Here is a 23,198-nt window from a genome sequence, read left to right on the forward strand (position 1 = left end):
GAGTTTTCGGATGACGTCAACATCTGGATGGTCTCGATATCATGGCACAGTCCGAACCGAAGGGGACACCATGGCGAGACTCACCCGCGTCGAGCAGCAGCACCGCACCCGCGCCGCCGTACTCACCGCCGCCCGCGCCGAGTTCACCGAGCACGGCTACACCGACGCCAAGATCGACCGCATCGCGGAACGCGCCGACCTCACGCGGGGCGCGGTGTACTCCAACTTCGCGGGGAAGCGCGCGCTGTACCTGGCGGTGCTGGCGGCCGACGCGGAGGCGGCCCGGTCGGCTGCCCAACCTCCCCTGAAAACGCCGGAGTCGGCGGGCGAGGCGCTGGGCGCGTTCGCCCGCGTCTGGCTGGAGCGCCTCCCCCTGGCCGGTGACACCCCGGCGAGCGGCCACCTCCAGCTCCGCTCCCTGTCGGGGGTCGTCGACACGGCCCCGATGCGGGCGGCGCTGGCGGAACTCCTGCGCCTGGAGGCGCTGTTGCTGGCGCTGTGCTTGAACGCGGAGAGACCGCCGGTACGGGTGGCGGACCTCGCGCTGACGCTGCTGCACGGGGCGGCGGGGCTGGCGGAGAACGCGCCGGGCGCGGGGGACCCCTTCGACGTGGCGCGGGCGGCGGAACACCTGGCGGAGCTGCCGCTGACCGCCGACGGACCGGCACCGCACCTGGCGTTCACGGCCCCGGCGCGAGAGACACGGGAAGCCTGGACGCCGCCCGCCGGTCCGCGGGACGAGATCACCGGCCGACCGGTCGATCTGCGGGACGACGGAGTGGTGGTCGTACTGGGCGCCGCGCGGCTGGGGGCGGTGAGGGAAGCGCCGAGGGAGGGGACGACGTTCGTCGTGGTGACCGCGGACCCCGCGGAGACCGGCCGCTTGGTCCGACTACGGATCACGGACCTCGTAGCGTGCCTGCGCCGCGTGTTCGCCCCCACGGACCTGCCGCGCATCCGGATCGTCCTGGACGAGGAGGAAACGATCGCGAGAGCGATCGGCGGCGCGGCGGTCGACGACCGCACGGAGACCGCCGTACGCATTCACCACGGCCTCATCACCCGTCGAGCGGAGGGACACGGCGCGGGACACGCGGCGAGCGTCTGACGCCCTACCCCGGCACCCGCAGGCTCACCTCGAACCCACCCTCCTCCGTGGGCCCCGCGGCAAACGTCCCGCCCAGCAACTCCGCCCGCTCACCCAACCCGATCAGCCCCTGACGCGCCCCCGGCAACGGCAAGGACGCCCGCGTCGCAGGTGTGTTCCGTACCGTCACCCCGAACCCCGACGCGTCGTGCCACAGGCGGACCGTCGCCCGGGCCCCCGGCGCGTGCTTGCGCACATTGGTCAGCGCCTCCTGCACGGTCCGGTACACGGCCCGCTGAGCCGTCGTACTCACCTGCACCGGCAACTCCCCGGCCAACTCCGTCTCGATCCCGCTCCCGGAGACCAGCCGCTGAAGATCCGTGAGCGTCGGCTGAGGCGTCAACTCGGTGGCCCGCCCCCCGGACGCCCGCAACAACGTGACCATGTGCCGGAGTTCATCGAGCGTGTCGACACTGAGCGACCGGATGGCCCGCACCCCCTCCCGGAACTCGGGATCCTTCGCGGCGACCTGGAGCGCCCCGGCCTGCACGGCGATGAGACTCACCTGATGCGAGACGACGTCGTGCATCTCACGCGCCAACTGGGCCCGCTCCCGCGCCAGTACGGCCTGGGAGTGCAGCAACCTCTCGTGTTCCCGGGCCTCCTCGATCTCGACGAGCCGCCGGGCGAGATCGCGCCGGGCCTGGAGGAGCTGCCCGAGCAGGACGGGCGCGGCGGCGGTGGCGAGCGTGTAGAAGAAGTAGACGACGGTCCACGTACGGTCGTGCTGGGACAGCCCGTCGAACGGCCACGGCAGGGCGGACGCGACGGCGAACAGCAGCGCGCACGCCCCGAGCAGCCGCCGGTCCCGCGACCGCTCGGAGAGGGTGAACAGGGCGGCGAACGGCGCGAACACGATGTCCTGCATGGTGGTCGCCGGGATCGTCAGCAGGAACACGGCCAGCGGGAACCGCCGCCGCAGCACCAGCCCCGCACAGGCGACCGAGGCCGCCACCAGGGTGAACGTGCCGCCGTCCTCCAGGTTGATCAACACGTCCGCGACGGCGATGACGACGACCAGCGCGTCGAGAGCACGTTCGGACGGCCGCCACTTCATCGCCCCGACCCGCCGTCCCCCGAGTCCAGCAGCCCCGCCCGCTGGGCGAGCAGCGCGGCCTGCACGCGGCTGCCGACGCGCAGCTTCGTGAGGATCGCGCTCACGTGATCCTTGACGGTCCCGGCGCTGAGATGGATCCGCGCCCCGATCTCCGCGTTGGACAGCCCCTCCGCGACCAGCACGAGCACCTCACGCTCCCGCTCGCTGAGCCGCCCGACACGCCCCGTCTCCTCATCGTCGGTGGCCGAGGCGGGCCGGCCCCGCCACACCGCGTGCGAGGCCTTCGGCGACATCACGACGCCGCCCGCCGCGAGCGTCCGCACGAGCTGCGCCAGCTGGTCCGGCTCGGTGTCCTTCAGCAGGAACCCGGCCGCGCCGGACTTGAGGGCGGTCACGACGTATTCGTCCGCGTCGAACGTCGTCAGCATCGCCACCACCGGCGGCTCGGGCAGCGCCCGCACCTGGCCGAGCACGGTCAGGCCGTCCACGTCCGGCATCCGGATGTCCAGCAGCACCACGTCGGGCCGCTCGCGCCGGACCGTGGCCACGGCCTCCGCGCCGGTCGCCGTCGCGACGACCTCGATGTCCTCGGCCGCGTTGAGGATGAGCCGGAAACCGGACCGCACCAGGGCCTCGTCGTCCACCACCATGACACGGATCACGTGCGTCCCGCCTCGTCGTCCTGAGTTGTGATCGGCACCTGTCGTCTGCGCCGTCACATCCGACCGTAGAGGGCGAAACCCCTCGTGGCAGAGGGTACGGGGCACAGTCCCGCCGGTCGGGGGGAGGGGACCAGCCGCCCGGGGGGTACGGCGGGACGCCCCCGGTCGGCGGGGGCGGACCCCCCGACCGGCGGGGGGTGCCCGGACGAGTGCCGGATACCTGGGCGGCTCCCCGCCGACCAGCCTGGACGCATGACCCAGAACGCAGACCGGACGACGCTCACGGACCGCGCCGCCGACCCGGCCCCCGGGCGCTCTGAGGAGCCCGCGCGGCCTGCCCCCCGGGCTCTGGGGCGCCTGATCGGCGTCGACCTCGCGCGCGGCCTCGCCGTCTTCGGCATGTACGCCGCCCACGTCGGCCCCGACCCCGCGCAGGGCGGCTTCGTCGGGCACGTGATGGAGCTGGCGCACGGCCGGGCCTCCGCGCTCTTCGCCTTCCTCGCCGGGTTCTCGGTCATGCTGATCACCGGCCGCCGCACCCCGAAGACCGGCCGCGCGGGCCGTCAGGCGGTCGCGAAGGTCGTGATCCGGGCGGCGATCCTGCTCGTCCTGGGCACGCTGCTGACGATGAGCGGCACCCCCGTCGAGGTCATCCTCGCCTTCTACGGCCTGTACTTCCTCCTCGTCCTCCCGCTGTACCGGCTGCGCGCCCTGCCCCTCGCGGTCATCGCGGCGGCGAGCGCCCTGGTCCTGCCGCAGGTCCTCTACGTCGTCCAGCACTTCCTGGCGAACCACGAGCCCGGCGGCCTGTGGACCTGGCCGGCCGAGACCGGCGGCGTCGTCTCCCTCCTGTTCTCCGGCAGCTACCCGGCCCTGACCTGGATCCCGTTCGTCATCGCCGGGATGGCCGTGGCCCGCCTCGACCTGGCCGCGGCCGTCGTCCGCACCCGCCTCGCCGTCACCGGCGCCGCGCTCGCCGTCCTCGGCTACGGCGGCTCCTGGCTCGCCCTGCACCTCGTGCCCGGCGCGCTGACGCGGCTGGCGGAGAGCGGCTTCGGCGGCTGGGGCAAGGGCGGCGCGGGCCTGGACGGAGCGGACGTGGGCGGCGCGGGCCTGGGCGGGGGCGGCTCGGCGGCGTCCGCCTGGTGGTCGGACACCTGGGGCTACCCGACCGGCGACACCCCCTACGGCCTGCTCGTCGCCTCCCCGCACAGCGAGACGACCCTGTCCGTCCTCGGCAACACCGGAGTCGCGCTCCTCGTCCTGATCGGCTGCCTCGCCGCCGTCGACGCCTTCCCCCGCTTCCACCGGCTCGTCAAGCCCGTCATCGCCGTCGGCTCGATGTCCCTGACCGCGTACCTCTTCCACATCGCCGGCATCCACGTCCTTGGCATCGAGGAACTGCCCGGCTCGCCGCTGCACGTCCTGCTCGGGTTCATCGTCGCCGTCACCGTGTTCGCCGCCGTGTGGGCCCGGTACTTCCGGCGCGGGCCCCTGGAGTGGCTGCTCGGCAAGGCCACGAAGCCCGCCGAACTCGTCCGCTGACCCCCGCCCCCACGACCTTCCCGGAGTCCGCTCATGCTGTTCAACCCCCTGAACAGGGCCAAGGAACCGACCCCGCTGCGCGGCACCCTCGTCGCCGCGGTCCTCGCGACGACCGTCGCCGCCGTCGGCCTCGCCTTCGGCGCCGCCACCCGCTCCGAGGCCCGGCCCTCCGACGAGGAGACCAAGACCCTCGACCAGCTGTACGCCGCCGCGAAGGCCGAGGGCGGCAGGCTCGTCGTCTACGCGGGCGGCGACTGGAAGGACCAGCAGGACGACACGAAGAAGGCGTTCGAGCGGCGCTTCCCCGGGGTCACCGTCGACATGGTCGTCGACTACAGCAAGTACCACGACGCCCGCATCGACCACCAGATCGCGACCAGGAGCCTCGTCCCCGACGTCGTCCAGCTCCAGACCCTCCAGGACTTCGACCGCTGGAAGCGGCAGGGCGTCCTGCTGCCCTACAAGCCCGCCGGGTTCGACAAGGTGCACGCCTCGTTCAAGGACCCCGACGGCGCCTGGATCGCCACCGACGTGTTCGCCTTCGGCGCCGCCTACAACCGGCAGGCCGTCGGCGCCGACGCACCCCGCAGCGTCCGTGACCTCGCCGCCGCGCGCTGGAAGGGCAAGGTCGCCTCCGCCTACCCGAACGACGACGACGCGACCCTCTTCCTCTACAGCCGGTACGTGAAGGCGTACGGCTGGAAGTGGCTCGACGGCATGGCCCGCAACACCCGGTTCCTGCGCGGCTCCGACTCCGCCGGCAACCTCATGGCCGAGGGCAAGAAGGCCGTCGGCCTGGGCGGCTGGGTCACCCCCGGTGCCGAGGGCAGCATGATCCCGAACACGACCGACCCGTTCGTGGCCTGGGGCCAGCGCGAGGCGATCCTCAAGACGGCCCGCCATCCCGCCGCCGCGAAACTCTTCCTCAACTGGCAGCTCTCCATGGAACGCCAGACCAGCGACGCCTGGTCCGTCCGCACCGACGTCACCCCACCCACCGGCCTGAAGCCCGTCTGGCGGTACCCCGGCGCCAACATCGACACCTTCCCCGCCTTCATGGCCGACCGCACCAGCGCCGAACGCCTCCGCCAACAGATCACCCTCTACATCGGCGAGGTCCAGGGCCCCCCGACCCCGGGCCACCTCGGCCCCCACCCGGGCCGCTGACCGCACCGGACCCCCGCCCCCCGGCCCGGACCGGCCGAGCATCGACCTGGCCTGCTGGTTCGGACCGGTCGGGTACGGGTCCCGCCTGCTGGTCCACCACCCCCGCCCCACCTCGCCGCCGGCCGGCTCGGCCCCTACCCGGGCCGCTGACCTCAACGAGCCTCCGGCCCTCGCCTCCGGTCCGGGCACTCGCCCCGACTGCTCGTTCCACCGAAACCCCAGCTCCACCCCGGACCGGCGGCTCCGCCCCCACTTCGGCCCTGGCCCCTGCTGCGGCCCTGGCCCCGGGCCCGGGCCGACCGGGTGTCCGCCCCGGCCGCTGATCGCGCCCCCTGCTCCGATCCTGGCCGGCCCGGCACCTACCCTGGCCGCCAGCCCCGCCAGCCCCGCCAGCCCCGCCAGCCCCGCCAGCCCCGCCAGCCCCGCCAGGTTCTCGGCCCCGCCTCGGGCCCTCCCGGCGCTCCCCCCGGCCGGCGGCCTCATCGCACCCCCGTCCCCGCCCCCAGGCCGAGCCCTCGCCGCCAGTTCGGGCGGGGTCCGGCCTGGGTCAGTACTGCCGCGCACCGTTGGTTTGTCGCGCAGGCCTGCCCGGGGGCCGTCGAGGGGAGCAGGGTGTTCGCGGTGAACGACAGATCGTGGGGGTCTCCGCAGCCCTCCTCGGGGTTCGCCGGGTCGGCGGGGGGCCAGGCGCCGGGGTAGGGGCGTCGGGGGACCCAGTCCGGGACCGCGTCGTCCCAGAAGTTGCCCCGGTAACGGACGTTGCGGACAGGCCGGCCGCCCCACTCCTCGCTGCACCCGCCGATCGACGCCACGTAGTCGTAGACGGCGTTGTCCGCCACCGTCACCCAGTTCGTGCTGTCGTCCGTGTAGATCCCGACGTTCCAGATCCCGTACCGGCTACCCGTCACCGCGTTGCCGCTGATCACCGCCCCGTCCGCGAACGAGCGGCCCTGCTCGCCCCGGAGATAGATCCCGCCCCCGTCGACGAGCACCCGGTTGGTCGCGAAGACCCGGTTGCCGACGATCCGGTTGCCCCGCATGATGCCGCGCAGATCCTCGCTGGGCCCGGAGAGGATGCCGGTGTAGGGCACGTCGTTCACCTGGTTGTGCGCGAGGACCGTCTCCTGGGTCGCCGAGTCCCAGATCGCGGACGACGCGCGGTACTCCCGGCCGGTGTGGTGGATCCAGTTGTCCGTGACCCGGTTCCCCCGGTTGACGCCCTTCTCCTCGGGCGGGAGCACCCCGAGCGCGATCCCGCCGTCCGACGTGTCGCTGATGACGTTCCCGACGACCGAGCTGCCCGAACTGTCCCTCAACTCCACGGCCTGCGCCCCGAGATGAGTGAACCGGTTCCCCGTCAGAGCCACCCGCCGCACACCCCGGAACGACACCGCCCCCGGCACCGTGAGCAGCTTCCCGTCCGGCCGCAGGTACATGCTCCACGCGGCCGGGAACCCGGCGGGCGAACTCGGCGCCAGCCACGTGGCGTACGCGAACGTCAGCCCCCGGAAGGCGACATCACGCACCCCCGTCCCCGAGACCAGCGACTCCAGCACCGGCGCGACCACCCGCGCCCGCCGCATGTCCTCCCCGGCACGCGGCACGTACAGCAGCGCGTGCCGCCCCGGCCGCGACCGGTCCAGGTACCAGTTCCCGGGCCGGGCACGGAAACCGGGCGAGTTCTCCACGGCCACCGGCTCCGCCAGCAACTCGTCCGACGCGTACAGCTCCCGCACCAGCGACCAGCATGGCTCGTCCATCGTGATCGCCGCACCCCGCCCCGCCCGCGCGACCCCGGCGACCCCGCACCGCCCCTCGACGTACCCCGACCGGTACACGAACTCGACATCCCCGGGCCGTTGCCACCGCAGAGGCGCCGAACTCCCCGTCACATACCCGGTCTTCGTCACCGTCAGCTTCCCCCCGACACCCCCGGCGAACCGCTCCGCACGCCGCCCCTCCACATACAGCTGCCGCGTCTCCAAGGCCCCGACCTCGGCTCGCCACACACCCTTCAACCGCCCGTCGGGCCGCCACCCGGAAACATCCCGCCCCCCGCTCAACGTCACCCGCTCGGCCCGCGAACTCCCGTACCCGTACGCCTGATACACCACCCCGGAATCCGCCCCGGTCAACCGCAACGGCGCCGTGAGCGCATACGTACCGCCCCGCAGATTCACCACCGCACCACCCCGCCCCCGCGCCTCCCGCTGCGCCCGCCCCGGCGTCGCGAAAGGCTGCCGGAAGGTACCCGGCCAGGAATCCCTGCCCCACGGGGCGACGTACAACTGCACGGCGGAGACGGCCGCTTGAACCGGCACGGTCAGCACCGCCGCCAAGACCGCCAGCACGAGCGCCGCCACCCCGCCCGCTCTGCCCGCCCTGCTCAACGTACGCACCATCACCGTCCGCCTCCCTGAACCCGACACCGCCGAGATGAACCCGCCTCCACTGTCCCGCCCGACCCCACCCCGCCACATCGGCCGATCGGCCATCCCCGATCACCTGGAGTAGCGAATCCCGCGACCGAAGTTGACGCCGTCTCGGCCTTTCGGCCGATTCGCCCACCCCGGAATCCGGCATCCCGGGCGGAAAGCAACAGTGAAGTCCCTTCACCATCATCTTGAAAAGAAAAGCATTTCGGGGGCCGTGGCCACAGAACGCGCACCGTTCGGCAAGATCTCTTGTTCCGTCTCCACGGCCTGTGCAAAGGTGTGCCTGTCAACGCGCCCAGACGCGTTCTCCACTTCCGCACGAAGGCCCCCCGGCCCTTTCCGTGCATCTCCCCCGGGAGGAATCCAACTGTGACAGAAGCGGGTCAGCCGAATTCCCCCACTTCGGCTCGGCGTTCGAACGCGACGGACGAAATGCTGAGCGCGGAACTGAAAAGCTGGGAAGGAGCGGGGCCCGCACTGCACCCCGTGGGCGAACTCCTCGACCGGCACTGGGAAGCGGCCTTCACCTACGCGCGCCTGTGCACCGACGGCGACCGCGCCGCCGGCATGCTCACCACCGCGGCCTTCACCCGCCTCTTCGGCGAGTCCCTGAGCCACGACGGCCCCACCGCCGCCTGGCGCCCCCATCTCCTGGTCACCGTCCGCCGAATAGCCTCCGAGTGGTCCACCGACGGCCGCCGCGACCTCCTCCATCCCGGCCTGCGCGTCGAGGACACCGACGTCCTCGCGGCCCGCCTCCTGCCGCCGTTGAACAGACGCCTGCTGTCGAGGTCGTTCCAGCGGCTCTCCCCGACCTCCCGCTGCCTCCTGTGGCACATCGAGGTCGAGTCCGAACCCTTCGAAGCCCCCGCCTCCCTGCTGGGCCTCGACAGCGACGGCGCCCGCGTCGAACTGCGCCGCTCCCGCGAGCGCCTGCGCGAGGAACTCCTCCAGTCGCACCGCGAACTCGCCGTCGAGGAGGAGTGCCACCGCTACGACCGCCTCCTGGACGTCACCAGCCGCCGAGGCGACGGCATGGACGCCGACCTGCGCGGCCACCTCGACCGCTGCCGCCACTGCGCCTACACCGCCGACCAGCTCGCCTGCTTCACCGAAGGCCCCGCCCTCGGCACCGCCCTCGCCGAGGGCTCCCTCGGCTGGGCCGCGCACGCCTACCAGGACGCCCGCGCGCGCAAAGAGCCGCAGCGGGACGAAGGAACGGCCCAACCGGCCCTCCCCGGCGAGGACTTCCCCACCCCGGGCACCGCCCTCGTCCCCGCCCCCGGCGGCTCCGCGCGCGCGGTCCGCAAGGCCCGCCGCCGCGCCCGGCGCCGCAACCTCGCCGCGGCCGTCCTCACCGTCAGCGGCCTCGTCGTCCTCCCGCTCGCCGTGTGGTCCGTGACGGGCTCCGGCGACAGCGGCAGCCAGGCGGGCGAGAGCGTCGAGTCACCGGGCCCCGGCAAGAACCCCTCGGACAACGGCCCCTCCTGGGTCGACGCGGGCGACTCCGTCCAGGGCACCCTGCGCGGGCGCCTGCACAACGTGTTCTCCGGGCAGTGCATCGGCATCGAGGGCGGCAAGGCCGTCGCGGGCGCCGAAGCCGTCCTCGCGAGCTGCTCCTCGGTCGCCTCGCAGCAGTGGTCGTACGAGACGAGCGGTCTCCTGCGCAACGGCCTCGCGCCGAACCTGTGCCTCGACTCGCACCTCGGCTACGCGGTCCGCCTGACCCCCTGCACGGACGCCGCCACCCAGGAGACCGGCGTCCGCTACGACTTCACCCTCCAGGGCACCCTCGTCCCCCGCTGGAGCCAGGACCTCGCGCTCGCCCCCGCCGCGACCGACGGCTCCGGCGCGCTCGTCGCGAAGGCCCGCGCGGACAGCACCGCCCAGCGCTGGGTCATCGACACGTCCAAGCCCGACCTCCAGATGGAGATCGTCAACTGGGACACGGCCCAGACCCCCGACAAGACCCCGGCCACCCCCAAGAAGGCCGCACCACGGCCGACCCCCACCCCGACACCCCCCAAGAAGCCCGCCCCGAAGCCCACCCCCACGCCCACCCCGACACCCCCCGCGCCGAACCCGCCCGCGCAGTCCCCGTGCTCGTACGCCAACCCGTACGCCTGCGACTGGTACGGCGACGGAAAGGGCTACGGCGGTGGTTACGGCTACGGCGGTTACCCCTATGGCTGGGGAGGCTACGGGTACGGAGGCTACGGCCGCTGACCCCCCAAAGCCGCGCCAGCCCCAAAGCCGCGCCAGCCCCCAAGTCGTGCCTGCCCTCAAGCCGCGTCCGCCTCCCAGCCGCACCCCCCCCGCAACCCCCGTGTCACCGCCGAGCCCCAAGCCCGGCGGTGACATGGTTACACGACCTGGAGCGCCCCCCACAACGCCACCACCGACCCCACCAGCGCCACCGGCACCGTCAGCAGCCCGAGCCGCGTGAACTTGCCCACGTCCACCCGCTCCTCGTGCCCGTGCACCACCCGCCGCCACAGCAGCGTCGCGAGGGACCCGGCGTACGTGAGGTTCGGCCCGATGTTCACCCCGAGCAGCACCGCGAGCACCGCCCCCGGCCCCACCGGCGCGGCCAGCGGCGCCAGTGCCAGGACGGCCGGCAGGTTGTTGATCAGGTTCGCGAGCAGCGCGGCCACCGCGGCGAACCCGAGCAGCGCGAGCAGCCCCGATCCGCCCGGCAGCACATGCCCGAGCGCGTCCCCGAGCCCGTTGTCGACGACACCCCGCACGACGATCCCCAGGGCCAGCACGAACGCGAGGAACCCGGGAGCCGCCGCCCGCACGACCTCGACCGGCCCGGCCTGCCCCCGCACCAGCGCGCGGACCGCCAGGACGAGCGCCCCCGCGAACGCCACCCACGCGGGCTCGACGCCCACCGCCGACGCGACCACGAACCCGGCGAGCGTCGCCGCGACCGTCACCAGCGCGAACATCGGCACCTCGGGCGCGGGCCCGTCCTCCTCGACGGCGTCCAGATCGGGCAGATCGGCGGCGAAGAACCGCCGCATGACCAGGTACTCCGCCCCGATCGCCACCACCCACGGCACCACCATCAGCGCCGCGAACCGCGTGAAGCTCAGCCCGCTCGCCGTGAACGCCAGCAGGTTGGTCAGGTTCGAGACGGGCAGCAGCAGGGATGCCGTGTTGGACAGATGCGCGCAGGCATAGACATGCGGCCTGGACCGCACCTTCAGCCGGGTCGCCGTCGCGAACACGACGGGCGTCAGCAGGACGACCGTGGCGTCCAGGCTCAGGACGGCCGTGATGACCGACGCCAGCGCGAACACCGAGGTCAGCAGCCGCCGGGGGCGCCCCGCAGCACGCCGCGCCAGCCAGGCCCCGCACGCCGTGAACAGCCCCTCCACCGCGCAGAAGTGCGCCAGCACCAGCACGGCCGCGAGGAACCCGACGACCGGCCCGAGCCGCTCCGCCTCCTCCCACGCGTCCCCGGCGGAGATCGCCCCGAGCGCCACGACCAGCACGGCGGCGGGCACCGCCACCAGAGCCTCCGACTTCCCGGAGGGCCGCAGCACCGCCCACCCGAGCGAGACGGCGAGCAGCACGGACGACAGGGACACGGCGAGTGCGGTGTTCAGGGCAGATCCTCAGGAGACGCGGGAGACGAGGGAGACGTAACGGAGAAGGGCAACCCCTCATGAAAACAGGCCGGGGTAAGAACACCACCCCCGCCCCCTCTTACTCCTCCCCGAGCAGCCCCAGCTCCGCCCAGATCGTCTTCCCCTCGGACGTGTGCCGCGTCCCCCACCGGTCCGTGAGCTGCGCCACCAGCAGCAGCCCCCGCCCGCCCTCGTCCCACGTCTTCGCCCGCCGCAGATGAGGCGCGGTGTGACTCGTGTCGGACACCTCGCAGATCAGCGTCGCCGCGTCGTGGATCAGCCGCAGCCGGATCGGGTGCGAGCCGTACCGGATCGCGTTGGTGACCAGCTCGCTGACCACGAGTTCCGCCGTGAAGGACACCGCGTCGATGCCCCACGCGACCAGCCGCTCGGCGACCTGCTTGCGGACGCTCGCGACGAGGGCCGGGTCGGGCGGGACGTCCCAGGTCGCGATGTGGTCGGCGGGCAGCGCGCGCGTGCGCGCGAGGAGCAGCGCCACGTCGTCGGCGGAGCCGCCCGGCGGGAGCAGCGCGTGCAGGACGCGGTCGCAGGTCTCGTCGAGGGAGTCGGCGTACCCGTCGAGCGCCTCGCACAGCGCGCGGAACCCGGAATCGACGTCCCGCGCGCGGGACTCGATCAGGCCGTCCGTGTACAGCGCGAGGACGCTGCCCTCGGCGAGCTGGATCTCGGCCGACTCGAACGGCAGCCCGCCGAGCCCGAGCGGCGGACCGGCCGGCAGGTCCACCCGGCGCGGACGCCCGCTCGGCGGCACCACCACGGGCGGCGGATGCCCGGCGCGCGCCATCGCGCACCGCCGCGTGACCGGGTCGTACACCGCGTACAGGCACGTCGCCCCGACCTCCCCGGGGCTTCCCTCGCTGCCGGCCTCCTCGGAGAGCCGTACGACGAGGTCGTCGAGGTGGGTGAGCAACTCGTCGGGCGTCAGGTCGATGTCGGCGAGGGTGCGCACGGCGGTCCGCAGGCGTCCCATCGTCGCGGACGCCTGGATGCCGTGCCCGACGACGTCCCCGACGACCATCGCGACCCGCGTCCCCGACAGGGGGATCACGTCGAACCAGTCGCCGCCCACGCCCGCGCGCGCGGCCGGGAGGTAGCGGGAGGCGGCGTCGACGGCGGCCGTACGGGGCAGGGAGCGCGGCAGGAGGCTGCGCTGGAGGGCGATCGCGGTGTCGCGCTCGCGCGAGTAGCGGCGGGCGTTGTCGACGCAGACGGCGGCCCGCGCGGTGACCTCCTCGGCGAGCAGCACGTCGTCCGGGGTGAACGGGTCGGGGCGGCGGAACCGGGTCAGCACCGCCACGCCGAGGGTCGCCCCCCGCGCGCGCAGGGGCACCGACATGACCGAGTGGATGCCGACCTCCCGCACGCGCGCGCCGCGCGCCGCGTCCCAGGCCAGCCACTGGTCCAGCTCCCCGCCGGGGACGGTCGCGACGATCGTGCGCCCCGCCGCCAGCGAGTCCGCCTGCGGCGAGCCCGGCGGGTACGTCTGGACCTCGCCGGGCTTGGCCACCGCCTCCGGGCTGCCCGGGTTCACGGACTGGTGCGCGGCCCGCCGCAGCGGCGTCGGCGACGCGGGCGGGGCCGGGAGTTCCGGGCCGTCCGGCGGGTCCAGCAGGTCGACGCTCACGAAGTCGGCGAGCGCGGGCACACAGACGTCCGCGAGCTCCTGCGCCGTACGAGTGACGTCGAGGGTGGAACCAATGCGGACGCTCGCTTCGTTGACCAGTTGCAGCCGTTCCCGGGCGAGGTAGTTCTCGGTGAAGTCGTGGGCCGACAGGGCGACGCCGAGGACCCGCCCCTCCTCGTCGGTGACCGGCGCGAGCCTGGCCAGCCAGGCGTGCGCGTGCTCCTCGCCCCCGGTGCGCGTGTAGGTCTGTACGTCCTTGGCGAGGCCGGTGGCGAGCACGTCGGCCATGTGCTCCTCCAGTTCGTCGCTCTGGGGCCGCCCGCCGATCTCGGCCAGTCTCAGGCCCCGGATGCGCTCCTCCGGGAGCCCGATCGCCGCCTCCATGGCGTCGTTGACCATCCGCAGCCTCAGCCGGTCGTCGTACACGGCGAGGGCGCACGGCGACTGGGCCAGCGCGGGCAGCGCGAGCGGGTCGTCGGGGGCGCGCGGGCCGCTGCCGGTCAGCGGCGTCACGACCAGCCAGGACCCGGGCCCGCCGTCCCGGGGGCGCCGGTGGTGGGCGAGGAGCCAGACCCGGACGACGTACCCGTCGCGGTGACGCAGCGCGACCGTGCCGTCCCAGCGGGACGCCGACGGGACCGGCAGCGCGCCGTCCGCCAGCAGGGCCGAGGCCGGGCCGCCCACGACCTCGCCGGCCTCCCAGCCGAGCAGCGCGTGAGCACCGCCGTTCCACTCGACGAGGGCACCGTCGTCCCCGACGACCACCCGTGCCGTCTCGGCATCGTCGAACGGATAGACCGGGCTCATCCTCGCCACTCCATCGCGGACACTCACAGTGAACAGACCAGCCACTTCCGCCCCAGCCTAGACCGTCCGGCCGGAGAGCGAACGGGGATGCGGACGGGGGAATGGCGCGCACCCGACCCGCGCCCTTGACGGGCGTGAGCGGACCGGCGTCACATTCTGTTGTTTGACGATCAGTTGTGAGTAGTTCTGATTCCCGACGCCTGTTTGGAAGAGCCGCCATGACGTTCACCCGCAGATCGGTCCTCCTCGCCTCCGCCGCCGCCCCCGCGGCCGGAGCCCTCCTGTCCACCGACGCCCACGCCGCGCACGCCCCCGCCCCGGGCCGCCACACCCTCCCCCTGCGCGACGGCTGGCGCTTCGCGCTGGTCAACCCCGGCGGGATCACCGACCCGACCGGCGCCTACGACCGCGCCGCCGACCCCGCGTACGACGACACCGCCTGGCGCGAGGTCGCCGTCCCCCACGACTGGTCCATCGAACTGGCCCCCACCACCGAGAACGGCACCACCAGCGGCACCGGCTTCTTCCCCGGCGGCCTCGGCTGGTACCGCCTCTCCTTCACCGTGCCGAGCGCCTACGCCGGGAAACGGATCTCCGTCGAGTTCGACGGCGTCTACATGGACTCCACGGTCTTCGTGAACGGCACCGAACTCGGCACCCACCCCTACGGCTACACCGGCTTCGCCTACGACCTCACCGGCCGTCTCCACGCCGACGGCACCACCGAGAACGTCCTCGCCGTCCGCGTCCGCAACCGCCTCCCCAGCAGCCGCTGGTACTCCGGCAGCGGCATCTACCGCGAGGCCCGCCTGATCGTCACCGACCCGGTCCACGTCCCCCGCTGGGGCACCCACGTCACCACCCCCGAGATCACCGCCGACCGCGCGAGAGTCGACATCCGCACGACGGTCGCCAACACCTCCGGCACCCCGCAGGACGTCGAGATCACCTCCCGGGTCGTCGCTCCCAACGGCCGTACGGTCGCCCGTACGACGTCCACGGTGACCGTCGCCGACACCGCGACCGAGGCCCACACCGCCATCGTCCCCGACCCGAAGCGCTGGGACTTCACGGACCCGCACCGCTACCGCCTGGAGACCGAACTCCGCGTCCGGGGCACGGTGGTCGACACCTACGGCACGGTCTTCGGCATCCGCACCTTCCGCGTCGACCCCGACGAGGGCTTCGAACTCAACGGCAGGCACGCCAAGCTGAAGGGCGTCGACCTCCACCACGACCTCGGCGCGCTCGGCGCGGCCGTCAGCGCGGACGCGATCCGGCGGCAGATGACCATCATGAAGTCGATGGGCGTCAACGCCTTCCGCACCTCCCACAACCCGCCCTCCACGGAGATGATCCGCGTCTGCGAGGAGCTCGGGATCGTGATGCTGGTGGAGGCGTTCGACTGCTGGAAGACCCCCAAGACCCGCTACGACTACGGCCGTTTCTTCGACGAGTGGTCCGACCGCGACATCGCCGAGATGGTCCTCGCGGCCCGCAACTCCCCGGCCGTCGTGATGTGGTCGATCGGCAACGAGATCACCGAGTTCACCTCCACGGCGGGCCTGACGATCGCCGACCGCCTCATCGCCGGCATCAAGGCGCACGACACGACGCGCCCGGTCGTCATCGGCTCCCACCGCCACCGCAGCGTCCCCGCCCCCGGCACCCCCGCCGACCTGATCCTCGCCAAACTCGACGGCCTCGGCCTGAACTACAACACCGCGAAGTCGGTCGACGCCCTCCACGCCCGCTACCCGCACCTGTTCCTCTTCGAGTCGGAGTCCTCGTCGGAGACGTCGACTCGCGGCGCCTATCAGGAACCCGAGCACCTCAACACGGGCGAGAACCACACCCCCGGCAAGCGCGCCACCTCCTCCTACGACAACAACCTCGCCTCCTGGACGATGAGCGGCGAGTACGGCCACAAGAAGGACCGCGACCGGAAGTGGTTCGCCGGGCAGTTCCTGTGGTCCGGCATCGACTACATCGGCGAACCCACCCCGTACGACGTGTTCCCGGTGAAGGCGTCGTTCTTCGGCGCGGTCGACACCGCCGGGTTCCCCAAGGACATGTACCACCTCTTCCGCAGCCAGTGGGTGAGCGAGCCCATGGTCCACCTGCTGCCGATGAGCTGGAACCACGCGGCGGGGGAGACCGTCGAGGTGTGGGCCTACGCGAACGTCCCGGACGTCGAACTCTTCCTGAACGGCCGGTCGTTGGGGGTGCGGTCGTTCGACGTGAAGAAGACCGTGGACGGCCGCGCCTACCTGGAGACGACCGAGGCGACCGGCGACGACAAGACGTTCACCGACGGCCCGTACCCGGGGAGTTACACAAGCCCGGGCGGCAGCGCGGGCAAACTGCATCTCACCTGGAAAGTCCCCTTCGAGGAAGGCGAGTTGAAGGCGGTCGCCCGGCGGGGCGGCAAGACCGTCGCGACCGACGTCCTGCGCACGGCCGGTGCCCCGCACGCGGTACGCCTCACCGCCGACCGCAACTCCCTCCCCGCCGACGGCCGTTCCCACGTCTTCGTCACCGCCGAGGTGGTCGACGCGCGCGGGACCGTCGTCCCCGGAGCCGAGCACCTGCTGACGTTCACCGTCGACGGCGGTTCCCTCGCCGGCCTCGACAACGGGCGCCAGGAGAGCGCCGAGAAGTACCAGGCGAGCACCCGAACCGCCTTCCACGGCAAGGCACTTGCCATCGTCCGCTCGGGCGGCGAACCCGGGACGCTGAAGGTGACGGCGACGGGGGAGGGGCTCAGGAAGGGCACGGTCTCCGTGCGCACGACCTGGGCGCGCTCGGCGTCCGCGACCCCGGCGCCCGCGTTCGCGCCGGAACACCCCGAGGCACCCACCTACCCCTACGCCGACGCCAGTTACTCCGGCCGGCCCGACACCCTCCCGGCCGCCGTGCTCGACGGCGACCCCGCCACCGGCTGGTCCAACGGGTTCCTCAAGGCGGCCACCGCGCTGCTGCCGGCGTTCAGCGGGGCGCGGGCGGCGGACTGGCTCGCGGTGGACTACGGCAGGGTGCGGGACTTCGGCCGGGTCGAGGTGTCGTTCACCGTCGACGCCGGGCACAGCCTCCCCAAGAGCGTCGGGGTCGAGGTGTGGGACGGGCGAACGTACGTACCCGCCACGGGAGTCGGCGTCCAGTGGGCCACCGCCTCCGACGCGCCGTCCGTGATCACGTTCGGGGCGCTGCGGGGATCGCGCGTCAAGCTCACGTTCACGAGCGCGCGGCCGGGTGAGGTCCAAGGGGCGGTCAGGGTCGGCAAGTTCGCGGCGTAGTCGGCCAACGGGCCACCGTACGACCGGCCTTCGGCGGTCCGGACAGGAATCTGTTCTGTCCGGACCGTTGACGCAGTGACGTGAGGGCAACAAGCATGGGCGGCCCGTCCGCAATATGGGAGCGCTCCCATTCCGTGGAGGGCGTCTCTCCGAGGAGCCATGACGTGAAACGACGACGCAGAACGAGCCTGCTGACCCTGGCCGCCCTGCTCGGCGGCGCTCTGGTCGCGCTGCCCGCCGCGCCCGCCGGAGCCGACGAGGTCGAGCAGGTCAAGAACGGCGGCTTCGACAACGGCACCGCCCCCTGGTGGACCAGCAACGTCACCACCGTCCCCGCCGACGGACGCCTGTGCGCCGACGTCCCCGGCGGCACCGTCAACCGCTGGGACTCCGGGATCGGCCAGAACGACATCGCCCTCGTCAAGGGCGAGACCTACCGCTTCTCCTTCAAGGCGTCCGGCGTCCCCGAGGGGCACGTGGTCCGCGCGATCGTCGGCCTCGCCGTCTCCCCGTACGACACCTGGCAGGAGGCGAGCCCGGTCCTGACCGAGGCCGACGGCTCGTACTCCTACACCTTCACCTCGCCCGTCGACACCGCGCAGGCGCAGGTCGCCTTCCAGGTCGGCGGCAGCGCGGACCCCTGGCGGTTCTGCGTGGACGACGTGTCGCTGCTCGGCGGGGTGCCGCCGGAGGTGTACGAGCCGGACACCGGCCCGCGCGTGCGCGTCAACCAGGTCGCCTACCTGCCCGCCGGGCCCAAGAACGCGACCCTCGTGACGGACGCGACGACCCGGCTGCCGTGGCAGCTGAAGAACGCGGCCGGGAAGACGGTCGCGCACGGCTGGACCGTACCGCGCGGCACCGACGTCTCCTCCGCGCAGAACGTCCACACCGTCGACTTCGGCGCCTACCGCAAGCCCGGCACCGGCTACACGCTCACCGCCGACGGGGAGACCAGCCGCCCGTTCGACATCGGGAAGGCCGCCTACGAGAAGCTCAGCCGCGACGCCGTGAAGTACTACTACACGCAGCGCAGCGGCATACCGATCCGCGACGACCTGCGCCCCGGCTACGGCAGGGCGGCCGGACATGTCGGCACCGCGCCCAACCAGGGCGACATCTCCGTACCCTGCCAGCCCGGCGTCTGCGACTACACGCTGGACGTCAGCGGCGGCTGGTACGACGCCGGGGACCACGGCAAGTACGTGGTGAACGGCGGCATTTCGGTGTGGGAGGTGCTCAGCACCTACGAGCGTTCCCTCCACGCCCGCACCGGCACGCCGGCCCGCCTCGGCGACGGGCAGCTCGCGCTCCCCGAGAGCGGCAACAAGGTCCCCGACGTCCTCGACGAGGCGCGCTGGCAACTGGACTTCCTGCTGAAGATGCAGGTCCCGGACGGGCAGCCGCTCGCCGGGATGGCCCACCACAAGATCCACGACGAGAACTGGACCGGCCTCCCGCTGCTGCCGAGCGACGACCCGCAGAAGCGTGAACTGCACCCGCCGTCCACCGCCGCCACCCTCAACCTCGCGGCGGCGGCAGCCCAGGCGGCCCGCCTCTACAAGCCGTACGACAAGGCGTTCGCCGCGAAGGCCCTGACCGCCGCCCGCAAGGCGTGGACGGCCGCGCAGGCCCACCCGGCGATGTACGCCGACCCCAACGACGGCACGGGCGGCGGCGCCTACAGCGACAACAACGTCACCGACGAGTTCTACTGGGCCGCCGCCGAGCTGTATCTCACCACCGGCGAGAAGCAGTTCGCGGACTCCGTCCTGGGCTCCCCGCTCCACACGGCCGACGTCTTCGGCCCCGTCAGCTTCGACTGGGGCGGCACGGCCGCCGCCGGACGCCTCGACCTCGCCCTCGTCCCCAGCAAGCTCCCCGGCCGCGACAAGGTCCGCGCGTCCGTCGTGAAGGGCGCGGACGGCTACCTCGCCACCCTCGCGGGCCAGTCGTACGGCATGCCGTACGCGCCCAACAACAACATGTACGACTGGGGCTCCGCGCACCAGGTGATCAACAACGCCGTCGTCGTCGCGAGCGCGTACGACATCACCGGCGCCTCCAAGTACCGCGACGGGGCCGTGCAGAGCATGGACTACGTGCTCGGCCGCAACGCGCTGAACATGTCGTACGTCACCGGCTACGGCGAGGCCAACGCACACCGGCAGCACAGCCGCTGGTACGCCAACCAACTCGACCCGAAGCTGCCGTCGCCGCCCGCCGGGACGCTCGCCGGCGGTCCCAACTCGTCGATCCAGGACCCGTACGCGCAGAGCAAACTCCAGGGCTGCGTCGGCCAGTTCTGCTACATCGACGACATCCAGTCCTGGTCGACGAACGAGACGGCCGTCAACTGGAACGCGGCGCTGACCCGGCTCGCGTCCTTCGTCGCCGACCAGGGGTAGAGGCCCCCGGGGTAAGAACGTCTGTACGCCTCCGGTACCGCTCGGGCACCTAGGTGACCTGGGGATATTTACGGGTAAGTACCCGAGCGGTACCGTGAGGGGTATGCCAGCCCTCAATGTGGAGTTCAGCGAACGCGAGCTGGAGGACCTGCGGCAGATCGCCAAGGAGCGCGGGACGTCGATGAAGGCGCTCGTCCGCGAGGCCGCAGCGGCGGACATCGCCCGGCACCGGGCGCTCCAGGAAGGTGCGGCGGCGTTCCGGACGTTCTTCGCCGCCCACGCCGACGAATTCGCGGCGGCCTTCCCCGACGACGAGAGCCCCGCCCGGGCGAGGGGCAGGTCGGTCCGCAGGTGACGACCGTCATCCATATCGACGTACCGTGGCTGCTCCAGCGCCACGAGGAGGTCCTCCCGGACCAGCCGACCGTCGACGACTTCTCCGCGCTCGTCGCCGCCGTCGCCCGGCACCGCGTCGACCCGCCGCGCCTCGGTGTCGACTCGGACCCGGCGTGGCGCGCGGCGGCCCTGCTGCACACGCTCGCCGTCCTCAAACCGCTCCCCGCCGCCAACGCGCGGTTCGCCTGCGCGACGGCCGTGTCGTACATGTACGTCAGCGGCGCCGGGATCGATCCGCCGTACGGGGCGTTAGTGGATCTCGCCCGGGACCTGATGTCCGGGAAGGCGGACGCGTACGGGGCGGCGGACCGGCTGCGGTCGTGGCAGATATGACCTGAGCCGGTGCCGAGCGGGACTCCGGGTGGTTCCGATTTCAACAGTGTGTTGAAATCCCGTTCCTCCGGGCGGAGTTGAGGTTCTCCCGAACCGGCGGACGCCGTTCCTCTTGCCTTGTTGTGCACGAGTAAGTTGTGCAATGGTGAACTACCGTGCGCCGAGGTCCGGCCGGTCGCACCGTTCCGCACCGAAGGATCAGCCCAGTGCCCTCCGCCTACCCGCCGCGTCCCCCCGTATCCGCCGCCCGGCGGGGACCCCGGAGAGTCCGACGACGCGCTCGCGGCGGGCGTGCGGAGCGGGACGGACGGCGAGGTCGCCGAGGCCACCGCGCTGCTGATCGCGCGGCACTGGAGACCCGTCCACGACTACGCGGTGATCTGTCTCGCCGGGGGCGGGCAGGTCGCGTCGATGGCCACCGGGAACGCCTTCCACCAGGTCTTCGACCGGCTCAAGCTCGGCGAGACCGGGACCGATCTGCGGCCCCGGCTGCTGCTCGCCGTCCGTGAGACCGTCCGGCTGTGGGCCGCCGCCGAGCGCGTGTCCGCCGTCCTGCCCGAACTGCGCAAGCCCGCCGGGGCGCGCGGGATGCGGGCGGCGAAGGGGATGACGCCGGACAACCGCGTCCTCGCGGAGTACGCCTACCACGCGCTTCCGGCGACCGAACGGTGCCTCCTGTGGCACGTCGAGGTCGAGGGCGAGCCGGTCAGCGTCCCCGCCGCGCTGCTCGGCGTCGACACGTCCACGGCCGCCGCCGCCCTCGAGGGCGCCCGCGACAAGCTCCGCGAGGGCATCGTCCGCGCACACCGGGAGCTGGCGCCGAGCAAGGAGTGCCGCTTCTACAACCGGCTCCTGGACGTGCCGCTGCGCCGCGGGGGCGACCTGCTGCCGGACGTCCGCCGCCACCTCGACGCCTGCCGCTACTGCCGGTCCGCCGCCGAGCAACTCGCCCAGGGCGCCGGGTGGGTGGGGCTCATGCTCGCGGAGGCGGTGCTGGGGTGGGGGGCCCGGCGCTACCACGACTCCCGGCCGGACCGGGGGCGCGAGGAGCCGGTGCGGTTGCGGGGAGCGGTCAAGCGGGGGGCGGGTCGGAGGCTCCTCGACCGGATGCCGTCGCCTGCACGCCGGGAGGAGACCGGCCTGGGGCGGCTGTTCGGGGCGCGGGGGAGCGGGGGCGGCACACAGGGTGCCGCCGAGGTGCTCCCGGGCGACATTCCGCCGGGCGGCGCGCAGGGTGTGGGGGTGCTCGGCGGCGGTGTACGGCGCCACGGGCGACCGGGACGGCGGGGGCGAGGCGTTGCCGGGGCCGGGGCGGAGGGGATGCCGGTTGGGGGTGAGGGGGCGTTTCCCGATCCCGACGGAGTGGTGGCGGGTGAGGGCGGTCAGGTGTTCGGCGGTCCTGGCGGTGTGGTGGCGGGCGGGGGCGGCCAGACGTTTGGCGGTCCCGACGGTGTGGTGGCGGGTGGGGGCGGTCAGGTGTTCGGCGGTCCCGGCGGCGTGGTGCCGGGCGGGGGCGGGCGGGCGTTCGCCGAGCCCGGTGGGGTGATGCCGAGTGGTGCGCCCGGAGGGGGATCGCGGCGGAGTTCCGAGGCGGGGTTCCCTGGCGCCGACGGCGAGTTCGGCGGGGTCGGGGGCCACGAGGCCGGTGCTGGGGGCGGCCGTTCGGAAGCCGCCTTCGAGTACGGGGGCGGGGTGCCGTCCTTCCCTGACCCCGACGGTGAGGTCCCCTTCGAGGCGGGTGATCATGACGGTTCCGGTGGGCGGCCCCGGTCACGGCGGGCCGCTGGGCGGGCTCGGGTGCGGGGGGTTCGGGGGGCGCAGGGGACCCGGCGTGCTGTGCGGCGGTTCGGGAGGGGGGCGCCCCGGGCGCTCATCGCCGGGGTCGGGATCGCTTCCGCGGGGGTGCTGACGACGTTCCTCGCCGCCGGGATGTGGTCCGACGAGGGGTCCGACCCGGCCTCGTCCACCAGCGCCAGTGGCGGGGGCACCCTGCCCGGGGCCGACTCCCTGTCGCCCGCGCCCTCGCAGGGCACGCAGGGCAGCGTCGGCATGCCCGGCGGGCCCCACCAGACGCGGCTGCGCAACGCCGGCGCTGACCTGTGCCTGGAGGCCCCGGTCGGCGCCCGCGCGGGTACGGCCCTCGCGCTGGAGGTGTGCTCCTCCAACTGGGCCCAGCAGTGGTCGTACGAGGACGACGGCCTCCTGCGCAGCGTCGCCGAGCCCGCCCTGTGCGTGGACTCGCACGCGGACGCCGGGGTCGTCATCGCCAACACCTGCGCGGACGCGGACAGCCCCCGCGCCGACGACGTCCGCTACGACCTCACCGTCCAGGGCGAGTTGCTGCCCCGCTGGGACGAACGCCTCCCGCTGGCGGCCGTGGGCGACGACCCCGGCGCGAACGTCGTCGTCAAGGTCCGCGACGGCTCCCCGTCCCAGCGCTGGCTGACGGATGCCCCCCGCCCGACCCCGAGCTCCTTCTCGGTGAACGGCTCCCCCGGCCCGTCACCGCGGCAGGTCTGAGAACCGAGCACCGGATACCGGGCGGCTCGGACAGCCCCGCACGCCGAGGCGCATCCACCCGAGCCGCCCACACCACCGCACGGCGTGCGCCCGCCCGGGCAGTGCCCCACCCGCATCGGTGGCCGGTGGTGCGAGCTGCGTCGTC

Annotated in this window: 14 protein-coding genes; 9 read left to right on the top strand and 5 right to left on the bottom strand. The window is 73.2% G+C overall.

Annotated features, from left to right (window positions below):
- The first annotated feature begins 70 nt into the window (after positions 1-70).
- Positions 71-1,108: a TetR family transcriptional regulator gene (locus tag PV682_RS14135; RefSeq protein ID WP_319729371.1), complete on the top strand. Its 1,038-nt coding sequence runs from the start codon at positions 71-73 to the stop codon at positions 1,106-1,108.
- A gap of 4 nt (positions 1,109-1,112) precedes the next feature.
- Here PV682_RS14135 and PV682_RS14140 read toward each other — a convergent pair whose 3' ends face one another.
- Together PV682_RS14140 and PV682_RS14145 are read right to left on the bottom strand one after the other, a co-directional pair.
- Positions 1,113-2,204 carry a sensor histidine kinase gene (locus PV682_RS14140; RefSeq protein WP_319729373.1) on the bottom strand — a complete coding sequence of 364 codons (1,092 nt, stop codon included), beginning with the start codon at positions 2,202-2,204 and terminating at the stop codon, positions 1,113-1,115.
- Positions 2,201-2,866 carry a response regulator transcription factor gene (locus PV682_RS14145; protein ID WP_319729376.1) on the bottom strand — a complete coding sequence of 222 codons (666 nt, stop codon included), beginning with the start codon at positions 2,864-2,866 and terminating at the stop codon, positions 2,201-2,203. The genes PV682_RS14140 and PV682_RS14145 overlap by 4 nt, the downstream gene beginning before the upstream one ends.
- A 252-nt stretch (positions 2,867-3,118) precedes the next feature.
- Here PV682_RS14145 and PV682_RS14150 point away from each other — a divergent pair, with 252 nt between their 5' ends.
- Both PV682_RS14150 and PV682_RS14155 read left to right on the top strand, forming a co-directional pair.
- A complete protein-coding gene (locus tag PV682_RS14150; RefSeq protein ID WP_319729379.1) occupies positions 3,119-4,411 on the top strand; it encodes a DUF418 domain-containing protein in 1,293 nt (430 codons plus the stop codon).
- A gap of 33 nt (positions 4,412-4,444) precedes the next feature.
- Positions 4,445-5,578 carry an ABC transporter substrate-binding protein gene (locus PV682_RS14155; RefSeq protein WP_319729381.1) on the top strand — a complete coding sequence of 378 codons (1,134 nt, stop codon included), beginning with the start codon at positions 4,445-4,447 and terminating at the stop codon, positions 5,576-5,578.
- 479 nt (positions 5,579-6,057) lie between these two features.
- Here PV682_RS14155 and PV682_RS14160 read toward each other — a convergent pair whose 3' ends face one another.
- Entirely contained in the window at positions 6,058-7,980 is a 1,923-nt protein-coding gene (locus PV682_RS14160) for a right-handed parallel beta-helix repeat-containing protein (protein WP_319729383.1), read from the bottom strand.
- 465 nt (positions 7,981-8,445) lie between these two features.
- Here PV682_RS14160 and PV682_RS14165 point away from each other — a divergent pair, with 465 nt between their 5' ends.
- Positions 8,446-10,239 carry an RICIN domain-containing protein gene (locus PV682_RS14165; protein WP_319729384.1) on the top strand — a complete coding sequence of 598 codons (1,794 nt, stop codon included), beginning with the start codon at positions 8,446-8,448 and terminating at the stop codon, positions 10,237-10,239.
- Positions 10,240-10,376: 137 nt separating this feature from the next.
- Here the strand turns inward: PV682_RS14165 and PV682_RS14170 are convergent, their stop codons facing one another.
- Positions 10,377-11,627, bottom strand: coding sequence for an SLC13 family permease (locus tag PV682_RS14170; protein WP_319729586.1), 1,251 nt, complete (start codon positions 11,625-11,627; stop codon positions 10,377-10,379).
- 100 nt (positions 11,628-11,727) lie between these two features.
- On the bottom strand, positions 11,728-14,100 hold the full coding sequence (locus PV682_RS14175) for a SpoIIE family protein phosphatase (RefSeq protein WP_319729385.1): 2,373 nt from the start codon (positions 14,098-14,100) through the stop codon (positions 11,728-11,730).
- Between the two features lie 218 nt (positions 14,101-14,318).
- On the opposite strand from PV682_RS14175, the gene PV682_RS14180 reads away from it, so the two are divergent.
- The 5 genes from PV682_RS14180 (at position 14,319) to PV682_RS14200 (ending at position 23,053) form a co-directional block, all read left to right on the top strand.
- Complete coding sequence (locus tag PV682_RS14180; protein ID WP_319729387.1) at positions 14,319-17,396, top strand: glycoside hydrolase family 2 TIM barrel-domain containing protein; 3,078 nt, start codon at positions 14,319-14,321, stop codon at positions 17,394-17,396.
- A 164-nt stretch (positions 17,397-17,560) separates the two neighbouring features.
- Positions 17,561-19,804, top strand: a complete 2,244-nt coding sequence (locus PV682_RS14185) for a glycoside hydrolase family 9 protein (protein WP_319729390.1) — start codon at positions 17,561-17,563, stop codon at positions 19,802-19,804.
- 103 nt (positions 19,805-19,907) lie between these two features.
- The gene (locus PV682_RS14190; protein WP_040836760.1) at positions 19,908-20,159 is read left to right on the top strand and encodes a hypothetical protein; all 252 of its coding nucleotides are present in this window, start codon (positions 19,908-19,910) and stop codon (positions 20,157-20,159) included.
- Positions 20,156-20,533 carry a toxin Doc gene (locus tag PV682_RS14195; RefSeq protein ID WP_319729395.1) on the top strand — a complete coding sequence of 126 codons (378 nt, stop codon included), beginning with the start codon at positions 20,156-20,158 and terminating at the stop codon, positions 20,531-20,533. The genes PV682_RS14190 and PV682_RS14195 overlap by 4 nt, the downstream gene beginning before the upstream one ends.
- A gap of 291 nt (positions 20,534-20,824) precedes the next feature.
- Positions 20,825-23,053, top strand: coding sequence for an RICIN domain-containing protein (locus tag PV682_RS14200; protein WP_319729398.1), 2,229 nt, complete (start codon positions 20,825-20,827; stop codon positions 23,051-23,053).
- The last annotated feature ends 145 nt before the right edge of the window (positions 23,054-23,198 follow it).

Origin of the sequence: Streptomyces niveiscabiei (assembly GCF_033794345.1) — a bacterium.
GTDB classification, from domain to species: Bacteria; Actinomycetota; Actinomycetes; order Streptomycetales; family Streptomycetaceae; genus Streptomyces; species Streptomyces niveiscabiei.